Here is a 22964-nt window from a genome sequence, read left to right on the forward strand (position 1 = left end):
GCGATATCAGACTTCCTCGACGCTGCTCGGCTCGCGCCGCGAGAGGTCGATGCCCAACTCCTCGGCCGCGCGGAACACCTCGTCGTCCGTCTCGCGCATCTCGAGGGCCACGCCGTCGCTGGAGAGCACCTCGACGTTCAGGCACAGCGACTGCAGCTCCTTGAGGAGCACCTTGAAGGACTCCGGGATGCCCGGTTCCGGGATGTTCTCGCCCTTGACGATCGCCTCGTAGACCTTGACGCGCCCGAGGACGTCGTCGGACTTGATCGTCAGCAGCTCCTGCAGCGCGTAGGCCGCGCCGTAGGCCTGCATCGCCCAGCACTCCATCTCACCGAAGCGCTGGCCACCGAACTGCGCCTTACCACCCAGCGGCTGCTGCGTGATCATGGAGTAGGGGCCGGTGGAGCGAGCGTGGATCTTGTCGTCGACCAGGTGGTTGAGCTTCAGGATGTAGATGTAGCCAACCGCGATCGGGTCCGGGAGCGGCTCGCCGGAGCGGCCGTCGAACAGCCGCGCCTTGCCACTGGCCCCGATGAGCTGGTTGCCGTCCCGGTTGGGCAGCGTGCTGCTCAGCAGGCCGGCGATCTCCTCCTCCTTGGCGCCGTCGAAGACCGGGGTCGCCACGTTGGTGTCCGGCTCGGACTCCCCCGCGTTGATGGCCTTCAGGGCGCGCTGCCACTCGTGCTCGTCGCCGTCGATCTTCCAACCGGTCTTGGCCACCCACCCGAGGTGGGTCTCCAATACCTGGCCGATGTTCATACGGCTCGGCACGCCGAGCGGGTTGAGCACGATGTCGACCGGGGTCCCGTCCTCGAGGAACGGCATGTCCTCGACCGGCAGGATCTTGGAGATGACACCCTTGTTGCCGTGACGGCCGGCGAGCTTGTCGCCGTCCTGGATCTTCCGCTTCTGGGCCACGTAGACGCGCACCAGCTCGTTCACGCCCGGGGACAGCTCGTCGCCGTCCTCGCGGCTGAACGTCCGCACACCGATGACCGTGCCGGTCTCGCCGTGCGGCACCTTGAGGCTGGTGTCGCGCACCTCGCGGGCCTTCTCGCCGAAGATCGCGCGCAGCAGCCGCTCCTCGGGGGTCAGCTCGGTCTCACCCTTGGGCGTGACCTTGCCGACGAGGATGTCGCCGGTGACGACCTCGGCGCCGATCCGGATGATCCCCCGCTCGTCGAGGTCGGCGAGCATCTCCTCGCTGACGTTCGGGATGTCGCGGGTGATCTCCTCCGGCCCCAGCTTGGTGTCGCGCGCGTCGACCTCGTGCTCCTCGATGTGGATCGAGGTGAGGACGTCGTTCTGCACCAGCTTCTGGGACAGGATGATCGCGTCTTCGTAGTTGTGACCCTCCCAGGGCATGAAGGCCACGAGCAGGTTGCGCCCGAGTGCCATCTCGCCCTCGTCGGTGCACGGGCCGTCGGCGATGACCTGCCCCGCCTCGACCCGGTCGCCCTCGAAGATCACCGGCTTCTGGTTGACGCAGGAGCCGGAGTTGGAGCGGCGGAACTTGTGCAGCAGGTAGGTGCGACGGTGGCCGTCGTCCTGGTGGATCGTGACGTAGTCGGCGCACATGTCCTCGACGACCCCGCCGACCTCGGCCACGACCACGTCGCCGGCGTCGACGGCGGCACGGTACTCCATGCCGGTGCCGACCAGCGGCGACTCCGCCTTGACCAGCGGCACGGCCTGGCGCTGCATGTTCGCGCCCATCAGTGCCCGGTTGGCGTCGTCGTGCTCGAGGAACGGGATCATCGCGGTCGCGACCGAGGTCATCTGCCGCGGCGACACGTCCATGTAGTCCACCTGGTCGGCGGGGACGTTGTCGACCTCACCGCCCTTCCGGCGAACCAGGATGCGGTCCTCGGCGAAGTTGCCGTCGCTCTTGAGCGGGGCGTTGGCCTGGGCCTTGACGAACCGGTCCTCTTCGTCCGCGGTCAGGTAGTCGATCTGGTCGGTCACCCGGCCGTCGACGACCTTGCGGTAGGGCGTCTCGACGAAGCCGAACGGGTTGACCCGCGCGAACGTCGAGAGCGCGCCGATGAGGCCGATGTTGGGACCCTCAGGGGTCTCGATCGGGCACATGCGGCCGTAGTGGGACGGGTGCACGTCACGGACCTCGAAGCCGGCCCGCTCGCGGGACAGACCACCCGGGCCGAGCGCGCTCAGCCGGCGCCGGTGGGTCAGGCCCGCCAGCGGGTTGGTCTGGTCCATGAACTGCGACAGCTGGGAGGTGCCGAAGAACTCCTTGATCGCCGCCACGACGGGGCGGATGTTGATCAGGGTCTGCGGCGTGATCGCCTCGACGTCCTGGGTCGTCATGCGCTCGCGGACGACGCGCTCCATCCGGGACAGGCCCACGCGGACCTGGTTCTGGATGAGCTCGCCGACCGTGCGCAGGCGACGGTTGCCGAAGTGGTCGATGTCGTCGGCCTCGTAGCCCTCTTCGCCCGTGTGCAGGCGGCAGAGGTACTCGACCGTGGCGACGATGTCCTCTTCGGTCAGGACGCCCTGGTTGATCGGCACGTCCAGTTCGAGCTTCTTGTTGAACTTGTATCGGCCAACCTTGGCGACGTCGTACCGCTTCGGGTTGAAGAACAGGTTGTCGAGGAGGTTCTGCGCGTTCTCCCGCGTCGGCGGCTCACCCGGCCGCAGCTTGCGGTAGATGTCCAGCAGCGCCTCGTCCTGGCCGGCGATGTGGTCCTTCTCGAGCGTGGTCATCATGAGCTCGGACCAGCCGAACTTCTCACGGATGCGCTCGGCGGACCAGCCGATGGCCTTGAGCAGGACGGAGACCGCCTGCCGACGCTTGCGGTCGATGCGGACACCGACGGTGTCGCGCTTGTCGATGTCGAACTCAAGCCAGGCACCCCGGCTCGGGATGACCTTGACGCTGGTGAGGTCGCGGTCGGAGGTCTTGTCCGGCTGCTTGTCGAAGTACACGCCCGGGGAGCGGACGAGCTGGCTCACCACGACGCGCTCGGTGCCGTTGATGATGAAGGTGCCCTTGGGCGTCATCATCGGGAAGTCACCCATGAACACCGTCTGGCTCTTGATCTCGCCAGTGGTGTGGTTGGTGAACTCCGCGGTCACGAACAGCGGGGCGCAGTAGGTGAGGTCCTTCTCCTTGCACTCCTCGATCGGGGCCTTGACCTCGTCGAAGCGGGGCGCGGAGAACGACAGTGACATCGTGCCGGAGAAGTCCTCAATAGGACTGATCTCATCGAGGATCTCCGCGAGCCCGGAACGGGCGTGCTGATCACCGGCCGAGCGGCTCTGCCAATTCTCGTTGCCAACCAGCCAGTCGAACGAGTCGGTTTGGATGGCAAGGAGGTTGGGAACCTCTAGGTGTTCGGTGATCCTGCCGAAGGAGACCCGGCGGGGAGCGTAAGCGCTCGAACTGGTCTTCGCAGGGCGGGAAGCTGCCAAGATGCGTCCTTCCGAGGACCGGTGTTGCAGACAGGCCGTTTCGCGTGCAGCCTGACAACCTCCGATGTGGAGGAGCCCACGAAGAGGCACCTCACGCCGAAGGTGAAGTCAGAAGACAGCGCAAACTAGCAGTGTAGCCGAGAGGCTCACCGCTGTCCAGCGGCATCGTGCACGATGTTTCCAACGACCTTTTGCGAAGATCGTTTCTCCACCGGCCGGGCCGCTCGCGACGGTCGTGGCCTGCGGTTCCCTGGTGATGCGCGCTGAACCGGACCCAAGAAGGATCGGGGCACATCTAGTCGGTCCGCCCGGCCCACCGCGTCCGCGGAAGGCAGTGCCTGATTAGCGTGCCTGGCCGCCGGTCACCGCGTCAAGGGTTCCCACGCGCGTCGGGGCTTCGTGACAGATATCTCGCACCCCGACCACTAAGTGTTGTGGTCGGCCCACTAGATCTTGGGGTCCTTACAAGTCGCTGACGAAAAAAGACGGCCGCCGGAGTCCGGCGGCCGTCCTTGCGTCGACGCTGAGTTACTTGAGGGTAACCTTGGCGCCCTCGGCCTCGAGCTTGGCCTTGGCCTTGTCGGCGTTCTCCTTGTTGGCCTTCTCGAGGACGGCCTTCGGCGCGGCCTCGACGAGGTCCTTGGCCTCCTTGAGGCCCAGGCCGGTCAGCTCGCGCACGACCTTGATGACCTGGATCTTCTTGCCGCCGTCACCCTCGAGGATGACGTCGAACTCGGTCTTCTCCTCGACCTCGGCGGCCGCGGCGGCCGGGCCGGCGGCGGCGGCAACGGCGACCGGGGCGGCCGCGGTGACCTCGAAGACCTCTTCGAACTGCTTCACGAACTCGGAGAGCTCGATCAGCGTCATCTCCTTGAACGCGTCGAGGAGTTCGTCGGTGCTCAGCTTCGCCATGGTGGCGTTTCCTCTCAAAAGTTTGGGTATCGGGGCGGGCCGGACTTATTCGGCCGCGCCACCGGCTTCCTGCGCGCGCTTGTCCACCAGAGCCTGGGCGGTGCGGGCCGCCTTCGACAGCGGAGCCTGGAACAGCGCCGCCGCCTTGCTCAGGTTGCCCTTCATGGCGCCGGCCAGCTTCGCCAGCAGCACCTCACGGGACTCCAGGTCGGCCAGGCGACGGACCTCGTCCGCGCTGATGGCCTTGCCCTCGAAGACGCCACCCTTGATGACGAGCATCGGGTTGGCCTTCGCGAACTCGCGGAGGCTCTTGGCCGCCTCCACCGGGTCGCCGCCGACGAAGGCGAGCGCGGTAGGACCGGAGAACAAATCGTCGAGCCCGCTGATGCCCGCGTCCGTCGCGGCACGCTTCGCGAGCGTGTTCTTCGCGACGGCGTACGTGGTCTCGCGACCCAGGCTGCGGCGCAGGGTCTTGAGCTGCGCCACGGTGAGGCCGCGGTACTCGGTCAGCACGGTGGCCGAGGAGCCCCGGAACTGCTCGGTGAGCTCCGCGACAGCCGTGGCCTTGTCGTCTCGAACCGGCTTGTCCGCCATGTCCCTCCTCTCTCGTTGCTTCGGTGCCAGTCACTGGCCCCAGCAATGAAAAACGCCCCGGGCGCAGGGGCGCTCGGAGCGGAGGACGGCACGTTGCGGCGCCGGCATTCACACCATGTTCGCGGCCCTGCGCGGGTCGCCCGCATTGCGGCGGGGCCTTCGATGTCCGCTCACGCGGACATGACCAGCGGTCTTCGGGTTTGCGCTATCAAGGTACGCGACGGTTCGACGTTTCTCCAAATCAGGCGCGGTCGAGCCGCATGCGGCCGTAAATGATCACAGATATCGCGGTCCACGCGACGCCCCACAGGGTGGTGACCGTGAGCGTGGGCAGGTGGGCGCCGCCGACGGTGTCACGGGCCGCGGCCATCACCGGCGGGGCGATCCAGGGCACCGGGAAGCTCTTGAGGCCGAAGACGATCGTGAACACGATGCCGGCCACGAGCACGGTCAGCCCCCGCGCCGCCTGCACGGTCACCGCGCGGCTGGCCAGCGCGCCGAGCGTCACGGCCGGCAGCAGGAGCAGCAGGTGCGCCCACAGGCCCAGCGCGATGCCGGTGGCCAGCGACGGGTCGCCCGGGCCCGGTGTCGTCACGCCGTTGACGACCCAGGGCAGGACCATCGCGACGAGGATCAGGGGCAGCCCGGCGAGGAGGGCGGCGGCCAGCCCGGCGGCGATCTCCCGCGCGGTGCCGCCGACCGCGACCCGGCCGAGGCGGCGCTGCACGTCCGGCTCGACGTCGAGCAGCACCTTGGTCTGCCAGGCGAGCACCACGAACAGCACGGCCGCGGAGACGCCGTAGGCCTCACCGGCCTGGGCCTGCCCGCCGCCGTAGAGGACGGAGAGCACCACGAGCGCGGCGAGCAGCGGCGCGGCGGCCCGGCCCGTCTGGACGAACCCGGTCAGCCGCATGCGGATCAGGGCGGTCATGACAGGGGCACCTCATCGCGTACCGCCATCACTTCGAAACCGGCCGAGCGCAATCGCGAGACCGCGTCCCCCACCTCCGACGCGTCGACCGCCAGCTCGATCACCGTCCTGCGCGCCGGCCGCTCGCCCGCGTGCACCTCACCGTCGCGGACGTGCCAGCGGCGCGAGCCGGGCAGCCGTGCGACCTCCCCCAGGTGGTCGCTGACCAGCACGGACCCGCCGCGACCGACGACCTCGGCGACGATCGCGGGCACCTGCTCGCGGGTCTGCGCGTCGAGGCCCTCCCACGGCTCGTCGAGCACCAGGAGCCCGGGCGGGCGCAGGAGCGCCTGGACCAGGCCGACCTTCTGCGCCGAGCCCTTCGAGAGCCGGTTGAGCCGGACGTCGAGAAAGTGCTCGAAGTTCAGCCGGCGCGCCCACCGCCCGATGTCCTCGGCGGCGTCCAGGCCGTGAATGGCCGCCATGTGCCGCAGGTAGGCGCGCGCCGTGAACGGCTGATCCGCCGGGAAGCGCTCGGGCACCCAGCCGACGACCGGGGGCCGCTGCGTGACCAGGCCCCGCCCCGGCCGCAGTACACCGGCCGCCAGCTGCAGGAGCGTGGACTTCCCGGATCCGTTCGGGCCGGCCACGATCGCGGTCTCCCCGGGCTCCAGGGTCAGGTCGACCCCGCGCAGGGTCCAGGGTGCGCGGCGGCTGTATCGAAACCACACGTCCTGCAAACGCACCGGGACAGCGTGCCACAGGCACGCTGTCCCGGATGTCCCGCTCGGCTGGGAGTCTGCTGACTACTCCGCGGCGGTGACGACGCTGTCGTCCTCGAGGAGGTTGCGCGTCTTGTTCGGGTCGACCGGGATGCCCGGGCCCATGGTGGTGGTGAGGAAGATCTTCCGCAGGTACTTGCCCTTGGCCGCCGAGGGCTTCGCCCGGTTGACCTCCTCGAGCACGGCCGCGTAGTTCTCCACGAGCTGCTGCTCGCTGAAGCTCGCCTTGCCGATGATGAGGTGCAGGTTCGAGTGCTTGTCCACCCGGTAGGTGATCTTGCCACCCTTGATCTCGTTGACCGCCTTGGTGACGTCCATGGTCACCGTGCCCGTCTTCGGGTTCGGCATCAGGCCGCGCGGGCCCAGGATCCGCGCGATCCGGCCGATCTTGGCCATCTGGTCGGGCGTGGCGATCGCCGCGTCGAAGTCCAGCCAGCCCTCCTGAATGCGGGCGACCAGCTCGTCGGTGCCGACCGCGTCCGCGCCGGCGGCCTCGGCCTCGGCGGCCTTGGGGCCCTGCGCGAAGACGATGACGCGGGCGGTCTTGCCGGTGCCGTGCGGCAGGTTGACCGTGCCCCGGACCATCTGGTCGGCCTTGCGCGGGTCGACGCCCAGGCGCATGGCCACCTCGACGGTGGGGTCGAACTTCACGGTCGTCGTCTGCTTCGCGAGCTTGACGGCGGCCATCGGGCTGTAGAGCGCGTTGCGGTCGACGAGGTCGACGACCTTGCGGTAGTTCTTGCCGTGCTGCGACATGTCGCTGAGTTCTCCTGTGGTCTCAGTGCGGACGCCCTCGGGCGCCCTCCCACTTGTGCGGTTCGGTGCGGTGCGGAGCGTCAGTCCTTGACGACGATGCCCATGGAGCGGGCGGTGCCGGCGATGATCCGCTCGGCCATCTCGATGTCGTTCGCGTTCAGGTCGGCCATCTTCTTCTCGGCGACCTCGCGGAGCTGAGCCTTGGTGATCGAGCCGACCTTGTCCTTCTGCGGGACGCCGGAGCCCTTGGGCACACCGGCGGCCTTGAGCAGCAGGCGCGCGGCCGGCGGCGTCTTGAGGATGAAGGTGAACGTGCGGTCCTCGTAGACGCTGATCTGCGCCGGGATGATGTCACCGCGCATGGACTCCGTCTGGGCGTTGTACGCCTTGACGAACTCCATGATGTTCACGCCGTGCTGACCGAGGGCGGGGCCGACCGGCGGCGCCGGGGTGGCCTGGCCGCCCGGCAACTGAAGCGTGAAGGTCTTGACGAGCTTCTTCTTCGGAGGCATGGCTGCTTTCGTCTTCCTGGGCTGGAATTCGGTTTCGTGCTGTTCCTCGAGTTCGCCTTACCGGCGGTCTCTACGCACGACTGAGCGCCCGGCAACTGAGGCCGGACGCTCAAGCGTACCGCAGGCGAATTCGATCTTTGACCTGGCCTCGGGCCAGGTCGTACTCAGATCGTCGTGACCTGGCCTCCGGCCGGGTCACCGCTCAAATCCCGGTGACCTAGCCTCCGGCCGGGTCACCGCTCAAATCCCGGTGACCTAGCCTCCGGCCGGGTCACCGCTCAGATCTTCGTGACCTGGTTGAAGTTGAGCTCGACCGGGGTCTCGCGACCGAAGATCGAGACCAGCACCTTGAGCTTCTGCTGGTCGGCGTTGATCTCGCTGATGGTCGCCTGGAGCGAGGCGAAGGCGCCGTCGGTGACGGTGACGGAGTCGCCGACCTCGAAGTCGAGGACCTTGACCTCGGTCTTGCCGCCGGCCTTCTTCCCGCCCTCCTGCTGCACGACGGGGGCGAGCCACTTGAGCACCTCGTCGAGCGACAGCGGAGCCGGGCGGTCGGCCCGGTCGGTCGCGCCGACGAAGCCGGTGACGCCCGGCGTGTTGCGCACGCAGGAGTACGACTCCGGGGTCAGCTCCATCCGGACGAGGATGTAGCCGGGGAAGACCTTGTTCTGCACCTGGGTGCGCTTGCCGTTCTTGATCTCGACCTCTTCACGAGTCGGGACCTCGACCTGGTAGATGAACTCTTCCATGTCGAGGCTCGTGATGCGGGTCTCGAGATTCGTCTTGACCTTGTTCTCGTAGCCGGCGTAGGAGTGCACGACGTACCAGTCACCGGGCGCGAAGCGCAGTGCGGCACGCAGCTCGGCGACGGGGTCCTCGGCGTCGGTCGTCACCGGCGGGGTGTCGGCCGTCATCACCGTCGACGTTTCCTCGTGCTGCTCGTCGTCGTCGGTACCGGGCGTCTCGTCGAATTCCTGCACGCTGCTCACTTCCGTCTGTCTGATCTTCGGGTCGCCGTCTGTGCTGGTCCGGCCTTCGTCGGCGGTGTTCCGCCCGATCGGCCGGTGCCCTTACTGGTCGGCGTTGCCGTTGCCGAAGGACCAGAGGACGAGCTTGGCGAAGCCGAAGTCGAGGCCGCCGACGATGGCCAGCATGATGATCACGAACACCACGACGACGAGGGTGTAGGTGGTCAGCTCCTTGCGGGTCGGCCAGATAACCTTACGCAGCTCGGCGACAACCTCGCGGATGAAGTTGATGAGCCGCGCGAAGATGTTGTTCGAGCTGCCCTCTTTGACCTTGACCTTTTTGCCGTCCTTGGTCTTGAGGTCCTTCGACTTGGCGTCCTTGGACTTGTCCTTGGACCGGCCGTTCTTGCTCGCGGTCTCCTCGTCGAGGTCATCGTCCTCGTCGATCTCGTCATCGACGTCGTCCGCGGTGTCGAGGCTGTCCAGCTCGTCGGCGAACTCTTCCTCGATGGCGGCGTCCTCGGCGCTGAGCTCCTCTTCACGGCGATCGTCGGCGGGGTTGGTCCCGCGTCGCCTGCGTTCGGCCACTTTCGCCCTCTTCCGTGATCTCGCGAGTGCTCGGTCCGTGTCGGCCGGCAGCGAGAACCCGGGCCCTTGGACCCGTCGACCACCGGTTCGGCTCGGTTCGCGGGACACCGGCGAGAAGCCGGTGGCACGCGGTCGGACCAACCGTGACCGCTGTGGTCGACGTCCCGGCCTTCCGGCCGGGCGCACCAGACCCAGGTCAGGCCTTCGGCGCAGGGGCGACAGGACTCGAACCTGCAACCTGCGGTTTTGGAGACCGCTGCGCTACCAATTGCGCCACACCCCTTCGTGAGGAAGGCAGCTCCGACAGGTCCGGACAGGACCGTGTCGGGTTGCTCACCCCACGGCGGACCAGTGTACGGGTTGGAAGCGGGATATCCCAACCACCCCCCTCTACCGGTTGTCGTCGTTGTTCCGAACGAGTGCCTTTGCGGCTCCCAGGACCTTGTCTCCCTCGCAGGTCGCGGTCACATCGATCTGCACCAGGCCGTCGTCGTGGATCTTCTTGACCACGCCGCTGATGACCACCTCGGTGCCCTTGTCGTCGTCGGGCACGACGACGGGATTCGCGAACCGGGTGGAAAATTCCACGATCGCGGCCGTTCCGCCCACCCAGCACGCCACCGCCTGGCCCGCCAGGCCCATGGTCAGCATGCCGTGCGCGATGACGCCGGGCAGCCCCACGGCGGTCGCCTGGCGGTCGCTCCAGTGGATCGGGTTGAAATCGCCGGACGCGCCCGCGTAGCGCACCAGGGTGGCCCTGGTGACCCGGTACGTCTGGGCCGGGAACTCGGTGCCTGGCTGCATCGTTCAGCCCTCCCCACGAATCACGAGCCGGGTCCAGATCGTCACGACGGCCTCGCCCTCGACGGTGGCCACCTCGTGCCGCGTGGTCAGGAACGCGTGGCCGGCCCGGCTGCTGATCTCCTCGACCGTCATGACGGTGACGAGGTGGTCGCCGGCCTGGATCGGCCGCTCGTAGCGGAACGTCTGGCCGCCGTGCACCACCCGGCTGTAGTCCATGCCGAACGTGGGGTCGTCGACGAGCTGCTGCCCGGCGTTCTGGCTCAGGATGATGGCGAACGTCGGCGGGGCGATCACGTCGCTGTAGCCCCTCGCGCGTGCCTCGGCGAGGTCGCGGTGCACGGGGTCGACGGCGAAGACCGCGTCCGCGAACTCGCGGATCTTCTCCCGGCCTACCTCGTAGGGCGGGGTCGGCGGGTACACCCGGCCCAAGAACGACTGATCCAGCGGCATGACCTGAAATTTACCGGTAACGCCTAAGCGCTCCGGTCGCAGGCCGGTCGTTCCTGCGGCGACTCCCCCGCGCGGCTTCTTGCGACTGCTCCCCCGCCACGGCTCCAACGGCCTCCGGTTCCAGGCCGGTCGTTCCCACGGCTCCAACGGCCCCCGGTCACTGGCTGGTCGTTCCCACTCCGACCGCCCGGGAACGCGATAGAGCCCCGGTCCCATCGGGGCCGGGGCTCTATCGAACGATCGTGTTGCGGCAGCGACTAGCGGGTCTCGCGGTGGATGGTGTGCTTGCCATCGCGCGGGCAGAACTTCTTCAGCTCGATTCGGTCCGGGTCGTTGCGGCGGTTCTTCTTCGTGATGTAGTTCCGCTCTTTGCACTCCGTGCACGCCAGCGTGATCTTCGGACGAACGTCGGTCGCCTTGGCCATGGCGAAGTGCCTTCCTTCAGAGCTTCAGGTGGGGCGGAATCAGATCCAGCGAACCATCATAGCGGCTCACACAGATGGACGCCCAATCGGGCGTCCCAGTGGTGCTTCTGTAGCGGTGGCCGGACTTGAACCGGCGACACAGCGATTATGAGCCGCTTGCTCTGCCATCTGAGCTACACCGCCGCGGCGGACTCGATGTCTCAAGCCCGGTCTCGAGCCCCCTTACGGAATCGAACCGTAGACCTTCTCCTTACCATGGAGACGCTCTGCCGACTGAGCTAAGGGGGCGCATCGCGTACGTTCCCGCACACGCGCTCGCTAAGCGTACACGGCCCCGGGCCGGGCACGAAATCGACTTACCCACTTTCGGTCTTCGCGCAGCTCAGATGCCCTTTTCGGCGTGCCTGAGCCCGGTGCGCCCGGCCTTCTCTCGCGCGCTCCGGCGCGGCGTTCGAGGCCCGCCCTGCGCCTTCACCTTCAGCCGCTTTCGCCCTCTGCTACCCCGGTGCGTCGGCCTCCGACTACCCCGCGCCTCCGCGTCCGGCCGCCCTAGGCCTCCGCGTCCGGCTGTGGGCGCCTTCGCGTTCGGCTGTTCTGGGCGCCTTCGCGTTCGGCTGCCCCGGGCCTTCGCTTACGGCTGTCCTGGGGGTCCTCGCGTTCGGCTGCCCCGGGCCTTCGCTTACGGCTACGGGACGGCGCGCAGCCAGCGGACCTCGCCCGCCGGGGCCTCGGCCGAGTCCTCCGCGGTCTGGACCTGCAGCCAGGACTCGAAGCGCTCGTAGGGCAGCGGGCGGCTGAACAGGAAGCCCTGGCCCATGTCGCAGCGCATGTCCTCGAGCAGCCCGAGCGTCAGCTCGCTCTCCACGCCTTCGGCGACCACGTCGAGCTCGAAGTTGCGGGCCATGTCCACGATCGTGCGCACGATGGCGAGGTCGCTGGGCGAGGTGGCCATGCCCTGCACGAACGTACGGTCGATCTTGACCTCCTGCACCGGCAGGCGGCTGAGGTCGGCGAACGACGAGCGGCCGGCGCCGAAGTCGTCGACGGAGAGCCGCACGCCGAGATCGCGCAGGCGGGTGAGGGTCGACAGGGCGCGGCCGCCGACGAGCAGGCCCTCGTCCTCGGCGATCTCCAGGATCAGCCGGTCCGCGGGTACGCCGTGCTCGTCGAGCAGCTCCGAGATCTGCAGCGGCAGGTCCGAGTCGCCCAGCGTTCGGGCCGAGAGGTTCACGGCGACGACGAGCGGCCGTCCGGCGTCGGCCCACTCGCGGGCGCGGCGGATGCCCTCGCGCAGGACCACGCCGTTGAGCCGGCCGAGCTGGCCGGTGTGCTCGGCGACGGCCACGAAGTCCGGCGGCGCGACCTGGCCGTGCACGGGGTGTTCCCAGCGGGCCAGGCACTCGACGCCGACGAGCCGGCGGTCGGAGAGGGCGACCTTCGGCTGGAAGTACACCTCGAGCTCACCACCGGCGAGGGCCGTGCGCAGGTCGGCCGCGAGCCCGACCCGCCGCACCGCGCGGGACTGCAGGCCGGCGTTGAAGACCTGCACGATCCCCCGCGACTTCGCGACGTGCGTGGCCACGTGGGCCCGCTGCACGAGCTCCTCGGGGTCCGAGCCGTGCTCGGGATAGATCGAGATCCCGACGTACGTGTCGATGTCGATCGTCAGCGAGTCGATCACCATCGGATCGCGCAGGCCCTGGCGCAGCGTGTCCGCGACGGTCGCGGCCGCGTCGGCGCTGGCCGTGCGCAGCTCGATCGCGAACTCGTCGTCGCCGACCCGGGCCACCAGCGCGCCCTGCGGTGCGAGGGCCCGCAGGCGCCGGGCCACCTCGGCGAGCACCTTGTCGCCGGCGGCGTGCCCGAGCGAGTCGTTGACCTGGCGCAGCGCGACGACGTCGAACAGCAGCACGGCCACGACCTCGCGCGGGCCGCGGCCGGTCATCGCCTCGCCGAGCGCCTCGAGCATCCGGCGGCGGTTGGCCAGGCCGGTGAGCGAGTCGTGGTTGGCGTCGAACTGGAGCCGGTCGACGAGCCGGCTGTTCTCGACCGCGACGCCGGTGTGCGCCGCGAGCGTCTCGATCAGCTGCACGTCGTCCTTGCCGAACGCGGTGCGCTCGCCGAGCCGTCCGGCCACCTCGAGCGTGCCGATGGTGACGCCGCCGGAGCGCAGCGGGACCACGATGATGTCCTTGACCGACGCCTCCTGCAGCGCCACGCGCAGCTCGGTGTCGCCGACGCGGGGGCCGACCGCGATCGTGCGCCCGCTGCGCATCGCGAGCTCGCGGAAGAGATCCGGCGTCGGGGCGGCGTCGAGCAGCCCCGGGTAGTCGAAGCGCGCGGAGAGCAGCACCTCCTGGTGCCGCCCGTGCTGCGGGAGCCAGAGCGACGCGGAGTCGGCGACGAGCAGCGCCCGGACCCGGCCGAGCAGCACGTCGGGCAGGGTGCCGTCGTGGTTGGTGCTGGCGATGTCGCGGGTCAGCCCGTACATCTCCATGAGGCTCTTGTGCTGGCGCAGGAACCGCGCGTAGGCCCGGTTGCCCAGCACCAGCGCGACCGCGATGAAGATCAGCAGCAGGCTCGCCCACGGGTTGGCCTGCAGCGTCAGCAGCATCACGAGGCCGAGCACGATGCCGACGCCCATCACCGCGTGCCCCGGCAGGGCCGTGCGCAGGAACTGCGGCAGGTGCGCGATGCCCTGCACGATCGCCATGACGCCTGAGATCGCCGCGAGGTTGATGATGTTGCTCGCAACGATGGCGAGCGCGAGCACCAGCCAGGTGCGCGGCTCGCGGGGCTCCCCGATGTGCAGCTCGGCGACGACCAGCGTGGCCGCGGCGACGCCCGCGAAGTGACTGGCGGCGTTGAACGCGACCTTGTGCGGGCCCAGCCTCAGCTTGAGCACGTTCCAGCTGAGGCTGGCGATGATCCGGATGACGATCACCAGCACCGGCGAGAGGTAACACAGTGCCAGCAGGATCGGGACGTCGTTCATCCCGATCGCCAGCACCTGCCGCCGCACGTCCAGCCTCAGCTGCGTGTGGGTCGCCACGATCGCGAACAGCAGCAGCACGGGCGCGTACTGGATGTTGTGCGTGATCGGGTACGACTGGTCGGAGAGCAGCCCCGGCAGGGCCATCAGGATGCCGAGGAACAGAAGTGGACCGGTGATCAGCCAGGCGTGAGTGTCAGCACGCCTGATCGGCGTCTTCGGTGCGGGCACCAGTTCCCCATTCGCGCACAGCAGTGGCCATGATCGACCGTCGCCGGCTGCGATGGCGACGACCCGATCACTCCCAGCTATAGTCCTCGGTGACGAAGATTTGCTCCTGCGCCGGGCTCAGCCGCGCCGCGCCGACCAACGTCGTCGGATGAGCACTGAATCGGGCGTAAGTGGACTCGTCAGCGTGGGCCGCAACGGTGGACAGCCCTAACGCCAGCGAGCCGGCCCCGACGGTCACCGCCAACCGCACAATCCACCGGCCTAGCGTCTTATCGCGCATCTCTTGCTCCCATGCGATCGCTGTGACACGTGGCCCGGTTTGGTTACCCACGATCGTGCCACACGCCACGTCAGGACCAACAGAGCGCGGGCCAAGATGACGTGGCCGCGCGGAAGAATCGACCTTTCGGCCGATTTCAGGGTTGGCGAACCGGCTATATCAGTTCACTCGTCGCAGCTTGTCGGCAACGTTTTGGCGTCGCCGGGAGTCGGCCTTCGTCGAACTCCACATCCTTCGTTCGCCGCCGCCGACCGTTCGGTCTCTGCAAGCTCACACAAATCGGACCCCCGTTCTTCCGCCCGCCTCATTGATCGTGAGTATCCGAACGACTTCACATGTCGCCGCAAGTCCGACGTGTCCGGCACGTCGCCCTTACCCGCGCCCGGCCACCTCGCCATCCGCCCCGCCACCGACGGACCCGGCACCCCCTCACGCGACCCGCCCGCCGCTGTCTCCGTCCGGCGCTCCCCGCCCGCCACCACCGCCCGGCGCAACCCGCCCGCCACCGCCCCGCGCGACCCGCCTGCCGCTGTCTCCGTCTGGCGCGATCCGCCCGCCGCTGTCTCCGTCCGGCGCGACCCGCCCGCCGCCGCCACCGCCGGGCGCGACCCGTCCGCCACTGTCACCGTCCGGCCCGACCCGGACCGCGCCGCGCCGGCCGCGCCTCTTTACCTTGGACCCGATCGGGGCGATCTCGCGCCAGTTGGGCTCGGCGCCGACGACCGTGGCCTCGATCCACTCGATCGCCTCCCGCTCGGAGCCGAACTCGCGGGTCCGCACGCGCCCCTCGGGCCCGCCCCGGCGCAGCTCCACATCCCACCGGCCGTCGGCCGCGTTGCGCACGTAGACGTCGCGGCGCGTGAGCCGCGACCAGCTGCCGTTCCACCACCGTCGCTCGTTCATGGGGACATCTTAGAACAGGTGTACGACATTTTTGGGGGTCGTCGGGCGCCTCCACCCATCCGGGTCCGGTGTTACCTTCCGAATGTGGAGTTCCCGGGAAAAGGCCTCGCCAAGGGGCTGGCCGTCACGCTCGGCACGATGACGAAGCGGTCGCACACGCAGCAGTACCCGGACGTCGAGCCTGACCTCCCGCCCCGCTCCCGTGGCGTGATCGCGCTGCAGGAGGAGAACTGCACCGTGTGCATGCTGTGCGCGCGGGAGTGCCCGGACTGGTGCATCTACATCGACTCGCACAAGGAAGAGGTTCTGGTCCCCGGCGCCGCGCGGGCCCGCCAGCGCAACGTCCTCGACCGGTTCGCGATCGACTTCTCCCTCTGCATGTACTGCGGGATCTGCGTCGAGGTCTGCCCGTTCGACGCGCTGCACTGGTCGCCGGAGTTCGAGTACGCCGAGCACGACATCCGCGACCTGCTGCACGAGAAGGAGCGCCTCGAGGAGTGGGTGCCCACCGTGCCGGCGCCACCCGCCCACGATCCGCGGGGCGAGCCGGCCAAGGAGCAGACGGCCGCCGCCAAGCGCGCCGCCCGCGACTCGAACGCATCCTGAGGTTGCGCACGAACCCAGGGTGATCGCGAGGCGGCCCGGCGGTCGATTCCTGTCATACCCGGATGGCAGGATGTCGGCCATGAGGGTGGCGCAGCGATGACCGTGGCCGACGTGCTCACGCTGGCGCTCGGCGCTGTGGCGCTGGGCGCCGGCCTCCTGGTCGTGACCACCCGCCACGTCGTGCGGGCTGGGCTCTGGCTCGTCGTCGCCCTGGGCGCGATCGCCGGCCTCTATCTCGTGCTCACCGCCGAACTCGTCGCCTGGGTGCAGGTGCTGGTCTACGTCGGCGCGGTCGTGGTGCTCCTGCTCTTCGCGGTGATGCTCACGCGGGCCCCGATCGGGGCGAGCGACGACCTCGACCGCACCCGGTGGCCCGGGGCCCTGATCGGCGCCGGGGCCGGGCTGGGGCTCGCGGCCCTGTTCATCGACGCGTTCCGGTGGACGCGGGTCGCGATGCCGGAGCCGGGCACCGCCGAGCGCCTGGGCGCGGCCCTGTTCCGCACGTGGGTCCTGCCCTTCGAGCTCGTGTCGGTGCTGCTGCTGGCGGCCTTGGTCGGCGCGATCGTGGTGTCCCGCCCGGACATCGGCGGCCGCGCGGCGGAACGGAGGCGTGGCTGATGACACCGCGCCCGACGCCTGCGAGCGGCCGCACACCAGCCCGCTCCTCCCGGCCGACCTGCGCCTCCCGGCCGGCCCTCAGATCCGGGCCGATCTGCAGCTGCCGAGCGGCCCGCGCCTGGACGATGACCTCCCCGTGCACGAGCTGGAAAGCCTCGCCGACGGCGCGGTCGGGGCCGGTCCGCAGCTGCCGACTAGCCCCGACCGCAGATCCGGCCTGTATCTCTCGGCCGGTGCGCGGTTTCCGGCCGGCCCGCGGCTCGGGGGCGGCCTGCGTCTCCCGGCTCGACCTGAGCGGACGGGGGCGCGGCTGATGCATCCCGTGCTGCCGTTCACCATCGCCGGCCTGCTGTTCGGCATCGGGGTCTACGGCGTGCTGGTCCGCCGCAACGCCGTCCTGCTGCTCATGGCCGTCGAGCTCATGCTCAACGCGGTCAACCTGGTGTTCGTGACCGCCGACGCGACCATCCGGGCCGCGGCGCCCAAGGCCGGGCAGTCCTTCACGCTCTTCGTGATCGTCCTGGCGGCCGCGGAGATCGGGGTCGGACTGGCTCTGATCCTGCAGTTGTACCGGTTGCGGCGCACGGTCGGCGTCGACGACCTCCCGCTCGGCGACGGATCACCCCCTCCCGGACCGTCGACCTCTCCGCCGCCGGCGACGGGTGCGGTGCCGGCCCCGCCGCCGGACCCAGGCGCAGTGCCGCCCGTGGATGCGTCGAGCGAGCCGGGTGCCGTGCTGTCTCCGGACTCGTCGCCGGAGCCGGGTGCGGCGGTGCAGGCCCCGAACTCGGAGCACGAGCCGGAGCCGGGCGCGGCGGTGCCGGCCCCAGACCCGTCGCACGAGCCAGAGCCGGATGAAGCGGTGCCGGCCCCAAACTCGGAAGCTGAGCCGGAGCCGGAACCTGAGCGGGAGCCGGAACCTGAACGGGAGCCGGAGCCGGGTGCGGTGCTGACCCCGGAGCCGTCGCTGGAGCTGGAGCTGGAGCGGGAGCGGGAGGCGGAGCCGGGCGGTGCGGTGCCTGTCTCAGTCCCGGACGACGGAGTGGGCACCGGCGAGGCGGGCGCGGCAAGAACCGTTTCGGGCCCTCGATCCGATGGAGCGGTGGAGGAGCCGGACACGGGCGGAACGGGGGTGGCTCGGTGAGCGTCGATGCGCTGGGGGCCGCGCTGCCCGGGGTGCCCGTCGCGGCGGGGCTGGTGGGGTTGCTGCTGCGGTACCGGATGCGGGGCTTTGCCGCTCTTCTCGGGGTGGGCGGGGCCACCGTCGCGCTCGTGTGCGCGATCGCGGTCGCGGTGCGGGGGGTTCGCGGCGCCGACGCCGGAGTGACGATCGCCGAGTTCGGGCGGGTCACCGTGACGTTCGGGACGTGGCTGGACGGGCCGGCGGGTCTGGTCGCCGTGGCGGTCGGCGTGGTCGCGCTCTGCGTTCAGGTCTACTCCGTTGCCTACCTGCACGACGACGAGCGATATGCGCCGTATGCGGCTCAGGTGAGCCTGTTCACGGGCGCGATGCTGCTGGTGGTCGTGTCTGGCGACCTCATCGCGCTGCTGGTGGGCTGGGAGGTCATGGGCATCTGCTCATACCTGCTGATCGGGCACGATCGGCGGCTGCCCGAGGCGCCGCGGGCCGCGGTCAAGGCGTTCCTGGTGACGCGGGTCGGCGACATCGGCTTCCTGCTCGGGATCGTGGTGCTGGGGCTGCACGCGCACAGCTTCCGGATCGCCGAGGTGTTCGCGGCGGCGCGGTCGGGCGGGATCTCCGGCGGGACGCTGACCGCGGCGTGTGTGCTGCTGCTCGCCGGGGTGGCGGGCAAGAGCGCGCAGTTCCCGCTGCACACGTGGCTGCCCGACGCGATGGCCGGCCCGACGCCGATCTCGGCGCTGATCCACGCGGCGACGATGGTGGCGGCCGGTGTGTATGTGGTCGCCCGGCTGTACCCGCTGTTCGAGCGCTCGACCGCGGCGATGGTGGTGCTCGCGGTGATGGCCTCGGTGACCATGCTCCTCGGCGCGCTCAGTGCGCTCGGGCAGGACGACATCAAGCGGGTGCTCGCCTGGTCGACGGTGAGCCAGCTGGGGTACATGACGGGGGCGCTGGCGGTCGGCGCGCCCTCGGCGGCGCTGTTCCACCTGCTCACCCACGCGGCGTTCAAGGCGCTGCTGTTCCTCGCGGCCGGGTCGGTGATCCACGCGGTCGGCACCAACCTGATGTCGGCGATGGGCGGGCTGCGCGGCCGGATGCCGGTGACGTTCTGGACCATGACGATCGGGCTCGGGGCGCTGGCCGGGGTGCCGCCGCTGGCCGGGTTCTGGAGCAAGGACGCGATCCTCGAGGCGACGACCGGGTCCGGGCCGGTGCCGCGCGGGGTCGCGTGGATCGTGCTCGGATCGGCGGGGGTGACGGTGGCGCTGACCGCGGCCTACGTCGTGCGGCTCTGGCGCCGGACGTTCTTCGGCCCGCCGCGCACCGCCGCGGCCGAGGCCGGGCACGAGCCGCCGTGGGCGATGCGGGGGCCGCTGCTGGTCCTGGCCGTGCCGGCGGCGCTGCTCGGGCTGGCCGGGCTGCTGACCGGCTTCAGCGAGCGGCTCGGTGCCGGCGAGCCGCTGGCGCACCTGGGCTGGATGACGCTGGTCGCGCTCGTGCTGCTGGCCGCCGGGGCGCTGCTCGCCTGGCGTCGCGATCCGGCCGCCGCGCCGCCCGACACGGCGCTCGGGCGGCTGCTCGCGAACGCCTTCTATCTGGATGCCGTGCAGGACGCCCTCGTGACGCGACCGGTGGCCGCGCTGGCACGGCTGGCCCGCCGCGGCGACGAAGGGCTCGTGGACGGGGCCGTCGAGGGGGTCGGCTCCGGGGCCGGCGGGCTCGGCGGGCTGCTCGCCCGGGCCCACACCGCCGCGCTGCCCCGGGCCGCGACCGCGGTACTGGCCGGCGGCGTGGTGCTCGCGGCCGTGATCGTCATCGCGCTGGGGGTGGGGCGATGAGCTCCGCACAGACGTTGTTGCTCGCCACGCTGCTGCTGCCGGCGATCGGGGCGGTGTTCGCGGCCGCGATGCCGGCCCGGCTCGACCGGGCCGGGCGGGTCGGCGGGACGGTGTTCGCGGCGGCCACCGCCGGGGTCGTCGTCGCCCTCGGCCTCGCGCGCACCGAGACCACCGGGGTGCGGCGGATCGAGCCGTTCGCCGAGATCGACGCGCCCTGGGCGCCGTCGCTGAGCCTGCGGTTCCACATCGGCGTCGACGGCATCTCCTATCCGCTCGTCGCGCTGACCGCCCTGCTGACCGTGCTCTGCTGCGCCTACTGCCTCTGGCGGGTGCCGGAGCCGGGGCGCGGGCGGCTGCTCGTGTCGCTGCTGCTGGTGCTGCAGGCCGGCATCACCGGGGTGTTCCTCGCCCTCGACCTGGTGCTGTTTTTCGTGCTCTTCGAGGTCGTGCTCCTGCCGATGTACGCGGTGATCGCGGTCTGGGGCGGGGCCGATCGGCGGCGGGCGGCGCGGAAGTTCGTGCTGTACACCCTGTTCGGCTCGGTGCTGTTGCTGGTCGGCGTGTTCGTGGTCGTATCGTCCTCCGGCACCGGGGACCTGGTAGCACTGAGCGACCCGGCGGTGCGGCCGATGTCGGCGGGCATGCAGCTACTGGCGTTCGTGCTGCTGGCGCTCGCGTTCGCGGTGAAGAGCCCGCTCTGGCCGCTGCACACCTGGCTGCCGGCGGCACACACCGAGGCGCCGACGGTCGGGTCGGTGATCCTGGCCGGGGTGCTGCTGAAGATGGGCACCTATGGGCTGCTGCGGGTCGCCGTCGGGGTGGCGCCGGACGGGGCGGCCCGCAGCGCGCCGGTGCTGGGGATCCTCGCGACGGCGGCGATCGTCGCGGGCGGCCTGATCTGCCTGGCGCAGACGGAGCTGAAGCGGCTGATCGCGTACTCCTCCGTCGGTCACATGGGCTTCGTCCTGCTGGGCGTGGCCACGCTCACGGCGACGGGCATGCAGGCGGCGCTGATCGGCAACATCGCGCACGGGATCGTCACCGGGCTGCTGTTCTTCGTCGCCGGCGGCATCAAGGACCGCACCCACACCGGCGACCTCGACCGGCTCGGCGGCCTGCGGGAGACGGCTCCGGCCCTGAGCGGGGTGCTGGCCTTCGCGGCGATCGCGTCGCTCGGCCTGCCGGGACTCGCCGGGTTCTGGGGCGAGGCGTTCGCCGTGGTGGCGGCGTTCCAGCGCGGCGGGCTCCTGTGGACCGCGCTGGGCGTGCTGGCCGCGGCGGGGGCGGCGCTGGCGGCGGCGTACTTCCTGCGGCTCCTGCGCCGGGTCACCCACGGCGCGGCCACGCCCGACGTCGCGGCGCTCGCCCGGCCGCTGCCCGCGCTCGTGGGAGCGGCGCCACCCGGCGCGGGGCTCCCTCACGGCGAAGAACCCGGTCGTCGGGTGGACGACGGCGGCGGGCGGACGGCGGCCCGGTTGACCGCGGGTGAGCTGGTCGCGTGGGCGCCGCTGATCGTGCTCACGCTCGCCGTGGGTGTGGCGCCGGCGCTGGTGCTGGGCTGGTCCAACGCGGCCGTCGAGGCACTCGCGGGGGTGTTCGGGCGATGAGGATCGACCAGGTGGCGCTGATTCCCGCGTACGTGGCGGCGGGGACGGCCGTGCTCGCGCTGCTCGCGGACCTGTTCGTGCCGGGGCGGCGGGGGCCGGTGATGGGCGTCACGGCGCTCGGGATGGCGGGGGTGCTCGCCGCGGCGATCGCGGTCGGGGCCGGAGGCGAGCGGCGGGCCGCTTTCTGCGCCGGGCCCGACCAGTGCTCGCTGGTGCTCGATCCGGCGACGGCGATCGTCGCCGGCGTGTTCGCGGCCCTCGCGCTCGGGGCGCTGGCACTGTCGGTGCCGCTGCTGCGGACCGGCGAGGTGCCGGTCGGCGAGTACTGCTTCCTGCTCGCCTGCTCGCTGACCGGGGCCGTGGTCCTGGGCGGGGCGCGCGATCTGATCACGCTGATCGTGGCGCTGGAGACGCTGACCCTGCCGCTGTACCTCCTGGTGGGGCTGCGCCGCGGGGCTCGCGAGGGCGCGTCGGCGGCGGTCACCTTCTTCGTCGTGAGCGTCGTGTCGACGGCGATCGCGCTGCTGGGCGCGGCGCTCGTGTTCACCGCGACCGGCGGGGTGCACTTCTCGGACATCGCGGCGGGGCAGGCCCACCTGGCCGGGCAGTCGGCCGAGGCCGGCGCGGCGGGGCTCGCGACCGGGGCGATGCTCAAGGTCGGCGTGGTGCTGCTGCTGGTCGGGCTCGGGTTCAAGGTGGCGGCGGTGCCGGCGCACGCGTGGGCGTCTGCGACGTACGACGGGGCGCCGCTGCCGGTCGCCGCGTACCTCTCGACCGCGTCGAAGCTGGGCGGCGTCGTCGCGCTGCTGCTCGTCGGGGTCTCGGCGGCCCGGCCGGTGCTGTCGACCTCGGGGCTGACGCTCGCGGTGCTGGCCGTGCTGAGCATGACCGTCGGCAACCTCGTGGCGCTGCGGCAGCGGCGGATGGTGCGGCTGCTCGCCTGGTCCTCGGTCGCGCAGGCCGGCTATCTGCTCGCGCCGCTCGGGGCGCTGATCGCCGCCGACGAGGTGACGCCGCTGCTGGTGGCGGCCGCGATCGGGTACGCCTTCTTCTACGTGGTGCTCGAGTTCGCCGCGTTCGGGGCGCTGGTCGCGGCGCGCGGGGCGGCCGACGGCGGAGAGATCGCCGACTACCGCGGGCTGGCCCGGCGGTCGCCCTGGCTGACCGCGGTGCTGGTGCTGGCCCTGGCCGGGCTGGCGGGGCTGCCGCCTGGGCTCGCGGGGCTGTTCGCGAAGGTGGCGGTGGTCCGGTCGCTCCTCGGCGGGGACGCCACCTGGCTGGCGATCGTGGTCGCGGTGAACGCGGTGATCGGGCTCGCGTACTACGTGCGCGTGGGCGCGACCTTCTTCGCCGCGCCGGGCGACGGGCCCGTGGCCGTAACGCCGCGCGCTCGGGTGCCGTGGCCGGTCGCCGCTTCCGTGGGGGCCGCCGCGGTCGTGGCCGTGCTGGTGGGGTTCGGCCCCGAGCTGGTGATGCGCGCCGCGGGGACGTTCGGCTGACGATCAGCTTCGCGGCGTGACTTGCCGTGGCCGGTCGCCGCTTCCGTGGGGACCGCCGCGGTCGTGGCCGTGCTCGTAGGGTTCGGCCCCGAGCTGGTGATGCGCGCCGCCGG

Annotated in this window: 20 protein-coding genes, 3 tRNA genes and 1 pseudogene; 6 read left to right on the plus strand and 18 right to left on the minus strand. The window is 70.6% G+C overall.

Annotated features, from left to right (window positions below; translation table 11 throughout):
- Positions 1 to 6: 6 nt before the first annotated feature.
- The 18 genes from ACQP1P_RS44275 to ACQP1P_RS44360 all read right to left on the minus strand — a co-directional run bounded on the left by ACQP1P_RS44275 (position 7) and on the right by ACQP1P_RS44360 (position 15539).
- Complete coding sequence (locus tag ACQP1P_RS44275) at positions 7 to 3432, minus strand: DNA-directed RNA polymerase subunit beta (protein WP_433080826.1); 3426 nt, start codon at positions 3430 to 3432, stop codon at positions 7 to 9.
- 528 nt (positions 3433 to 3960) lie between these two features.
- Positions 3961 to 4344, minus strand: coding sequence for a 50S ribosomal protein L7/L12 (rplL, locus tag ACQP1P_RS44280; protein ID WP_433080828.1), 384 nt, complete (start codon positions 4342 to 4344; stop codon positions 3961 to 3963).
- Positions 4345 to 4389: 45 nt separating this feature from the next.
- Positions 4390 to 4938, minus strand: coding sequence for a 50S ribosomal protein L10 (gene rplJ, locus ACQP1P_RS44285; protein WP_433080830.1), 549 nt, complete (start codon positions 4936 to 4938; stop codon positions 4390 to 4392).
- A gap of 241 nt (positions 4939 to 5179) precedes the next feature.
- A complete protein-coding gene (locus ACQP1P_RS44290; protein WP_433080832.1) occupies positions 5180 to 5869 on the minus strand; it encodes a hypothetical protein in 690 nt (229 codons plus the stop codon).
- Positions 5866 to 6594: an ATP-binding cassette domain-containing protein gene (locus ACQP1P_RS44295; RefSeq protein ID WP_433080834.1), complete on the minus strand. Its 729-nt coding sequence runs from the start codon at positions 6592 to 6594 to the stop codon at positions 5866 to 5868. Before ACQP1P_RS44295 ends, ACQP1P_RS44290 begins: the two co-directional genes overlap by 4 nt.
- Before the next feature lie 60 nt (positions 6595 to 6654).
- Positions 6655 to 7386, minus strand: coding sequence for a 50S ribosomal protein L1 (rplA, locus tag ACQP1P_RS44300; RefSeq protein WP_433080836.1), 732 nt, complete (start codon positions 7384 to 7386; stop codon positions 6655 to 6657).
- An 80-nt stretch (positions 7387 to 7466) separates the two neighbouring features.
- Positions 7467 to 7898, minus strand: coding sequence for a 50S ribosomal protein L11 (gene rplK / locus ACQP1P_RS44305; RefSeq protein WP_350619877.1), 432 nt, complete (start codon positions 7896 to 7898; stop codon positions 7467 to 7469).
- A gap of 278 nt (positions 7899 to 8176) precedes the next feature.
- Positions 8177 to 8812 (minus strand): transcription termination/antitermination protein NusG, encoded by a 636-nt coding sequence (gene nusG / locus ACQP1P_RS44310; RefSeq protein WP_433090385.1) that lies wholly within the window; start codon positions 8810 to 8812, stop codon positions 8177 to 8179.
- A gap of 156 nt (positions 8813 to 8968) precedes the next feature.
- Entirely contained in the window at positions 8969 to 9454 is a 486-nt protein-coding gene (gene secE / locus ACQP1P_RS44315; RefSeq protein ID WP_433080838.1) for a preprotein translocase subunit SecE, read from the minus strand.
- Positions 9455 to 9664: 210 nt separating this feature from the next.
- Positions 9665 to 9737: transfer RNA gene (locus ACQP1P_RS44320), tRNA-Trp, on the minus strand.
- A 107-nt stretch (positions 9738 to 9844) separates the two neighbouring features.
- Positions 9845 to 10258 carry a MaoC family dehydratase gene (locus ACQP1P_RS44325; RefSeq protein ID WP_433080840.1) on the minus strand — a complete coding sequence of 138 codons (414 nt, stop codon included), beginning with the start codon at positions 10256 to 10258 and terminating at the stop codon, positions 9845 to 9847.
- Between the two features lie 3 nt (positions 10259 to 10261).
- On the minus strand, positions 10262 to 10708 hold the full coding sequence (locus ACQP1P_RS44330; protein ID WP_433080842.1) for an FAS1-like dehydratase domain-containing protein: 447 nt from the start codon (positions 10706 to 10708) through the stop codon (positions 10262 to 10264).
- A gap of 257 nt (positions 10709 to 10965) precedes the next feature.
- Positions 10966 to 11133 (minus strand): 50S ribosomal protein L33, encoded by a 168-nt coding sequence (gene rpmG, locus ACQP1P_RS44335; protein ID WP_259859830.1) that lies wholly within the window; start codon positions 11131 to 11133, stop codon positions 10966 to 10968.
- A 110-nt stretch (positions 11134 to 11243) separates the two neighbouring features.
- Positions 11244 to 11316: transfer RNA gene (locus ACQP1P_RS44340), tRNA-Met, on the minus strand.
- Positions 11317 to 11348: 32 nt separating this feature from the next.
- Positions 11349 to 11421 (minus strand) — tRNA-Thr (locus ACQP1P_RS44345).
- A 397-nt stretch (positions 11422 to 11818) separates the two neighbouring features.
- The gene (locus tag ACQP1P_RS44350; RefSeq protein ID WP_433080844.1) at positions 11819 to 14356 is read right to left on the minus strand and encodes a putative bifunctional diguanylate cyclase/phosphodiesterase; all 2538 of its coding nucleotides are present in this window, start codon (positions 14354 to 14356) and stop codon (positions 11819 to 11821) included.
- A 67-nt stretch (positions 14357 to 14423) separates the two neighbouring features.
- A complete protein-coding gene (locus tag ACQP1P_RS44355; RefSeq protein ID WP_433080846.1) occupies positions 14424 to 14636 on the minus strand; it encodes a hypothetical protein in 213 nt (70 codons plus the stop codon).
- Between the two features lie 429 nt (positions 14637 to 15065).
- On the minus strand, positions 15066 to 15539 hold the full coding sequence (locus ACQP1P_RS44360; protein ID WP_433080848.1) for a hypothetical protein: 474 nt from the start codon (positions 15537 to 15539) through the stop codon (positions 15066 to 15068).
- A 57-nt stretch (positions 15540 to 15596) separates the two neighbouring features.
- On the opposite strand from ACQP1P_RS44360, the gene ACQP1P_RS44365 reads away from it, so the two are divergent.
- The 6 genes and pseudogenes from ACQP1P_RS44365 to ACQP1P_RS44390 all read left to right on the plus strand — a co-directional run bounded on the left by ACQP1P_RS44365 (position 15597) and on the right by ACQP1P_RS44390 (position 22851).
- Positions 15597 to 16145: a NuoI/complex I 23 kDa subunit family protein gene (locus tag ACQP1P_RS44365; protein WP_433090387.1), complete on the plus strand. Its 549-nt coding sequence runs from the start codon at positions 15597 to 15599 to the stop codon at positions 16143 to 16145.
- A gap of 96 nt (positions 16146 to 16241) precedes the next feature.
- Positions 16242 to 16763 (plus strand): NADH-quinone oxidoreductase subunit J family protein, encoded by a 522-nt coding sequence (locus ACQP1P_RS44370; RefSeq protein ID WP_433080850.1) that lies wholly within the window; start codon positions 16242 to 16244, stop codon positions 16761 to 16763.
- A 313-nt stretch (positions 16764 to 17076) separates the two neighbouring features.
- Positions 17077 to 17436: pseudogene (gene nuoK / locus ACQP1P_RS44375) on the plus strand (NADH-quinone oxidoreductase subunit NuoK); the annotation flags it as partial.
- A gap of 467 nt (positions 17437 to 17903) precedes the next feature.
- Positions 17904 to 19745, plus strand: a complete 1842-nt coding sequence (locus tag ACQP1P_RS44380) for an NADH-quinone oxidoreductase subunit 5 family protein (RefSeq protein ID WP_433080852.1) — start codon at positions 17904 to 17906, stop codon at positions 19743 to 19745.
- Complete coding sequence (locus tag ACQP1P_RS44385; RefSeq protein WP_433080854.1) at positions 19742 to 21352, plus strand: complex I subunit 4 family protein; 1611 nt, start codon at positions 19742 to 19744, stop codon at positions 21350 to 21352. The genes ACQP1P_RS44380 and ACQP1P_RS44385 overlap by 4 nt, the downstream gene beginning before the upstream one ends.
- The gene (locus ACQP1P_RS44390; RefSeq protein WP_433080856.1) at positions 21349 to 22851 is read left to right on the plus strand and encodes an NADH-quinone oxidoreductase subunit N; all 1503 of its coding nucleotides are present in this window, start codon (positions 21349 to 21351) and stop codon (positions 22849 to 22851) included. Before ACQP1P_RS44385 ends, ACQP1P_RS44390 begins: the two co-directional genes overlap by 4 nt.
- Positions 22852 to 22964 lie beyond the last annotated feature (113 nt).

It is taken from the genome of Dactylosporangium sp. CA-052675 (assembly GCF_050947935.1).
Taxonomy (GTDB): domain Bacteria; phylum Actinomycetota; class Actinomycetes; order Mycobacteriales; family Micromonosporaceae; genus Dactylosporangium.

Coding starts and splice junctions, on each gene's coding strand:
- rplL (WP_433080828.1), bottom strand. CDS start 4,344: ATGGCGAAGCTGAGCACCGACGAACTCCTCGACGCGTTCAAGGAGATG.
- rplJ (WP_433080830.1), bottom strand. CDS start 4,938: ATGGCGGACAAGCCGGTTCGAGACGACAAGGCCACGGCTGTCGCGGAG.
- ACQP1P_RS44290 (WP_433080832.1), bottom strand. CDS start 5,869: ATGACCGCCCTGATCCGCATGCGGCTGACCGGGTTCGTCCAGACGGGC.
- rplA (WP_433080836.1), bottom strand. CDS start 7,386: ATGTCGCAGCACGGCAAGAACTACCGCAAGGTCGTCGACCTCGTCGAC.
- rplK (WP_350619877.1), bottom strand. CDS start 7,898: ATGCCTCCGAAGAAGAAGCTCGTCAAGACCTTCACGCTTCAGTTGCCG.
- nusG (WP_433090385.1), bottom strand. CDS start 8,812: ATGACGGCCGACACCCCGCCGGTGACGACCGACGCCGAGGACCCCGTC.
- ACQP1P_RS44325 (WP_433080840.1), bottom strand. CDS start 10,258: ATGCAGCCAGGCACCGAGTTCCCGGCCCAGACGTACCGGGTCACCAGG.
- ACQP1P_RS44330 (WP_433080842.1), bottom strand. CDS start 10,708: ATGCCGCTGGATCAGTCGTTCTTGGGCCGGGTGTACCCGCCGACCCCG.
- rpmG (WP_259859830.1), bottom strand. CDS start 11,133: ATGGCCAAGGCGACCGACGTTCGTCCGAAGATCACGCTGGCGTGCACG.
- ACQP1P_RS44355 (WP_433080846.1), bottom strand. CDS start 14,636: ATGCGCGATAAGACGCTAGGCCGGTGGATTGTGCGGTTGGCGGTGACC.
- ACQP1P_RS44360 (WP_433080848.1), bottom strand. CDS start 15,539: ATGAACGAGCGACGGTGGTGGAACGGCAGCTGGTCGCGGCTCACGCGC.
- ACQP1P_RS44370 (WP_433080850.1), top strand. CDS start 16,242: ATGACCGTGGCCGACGTGCTCACGCTGGCGCTCGGCGCTGTGGCGCTG.
- ACQP1P_RS44385 (WP_433080854.1), top strand. CDS start 19,742: ATGAGCTCCGCACAGACGTTGTTGCTCGCCACGCTGCTGCTGCCGGCG.
- ACQP1P_RS44390 (WP_433080856.1), top strand. CDS start 21,349: ATGAGGATCGACCAGGTGGCGCTGATTCCCGCGTACGTGGCGGCGGGG.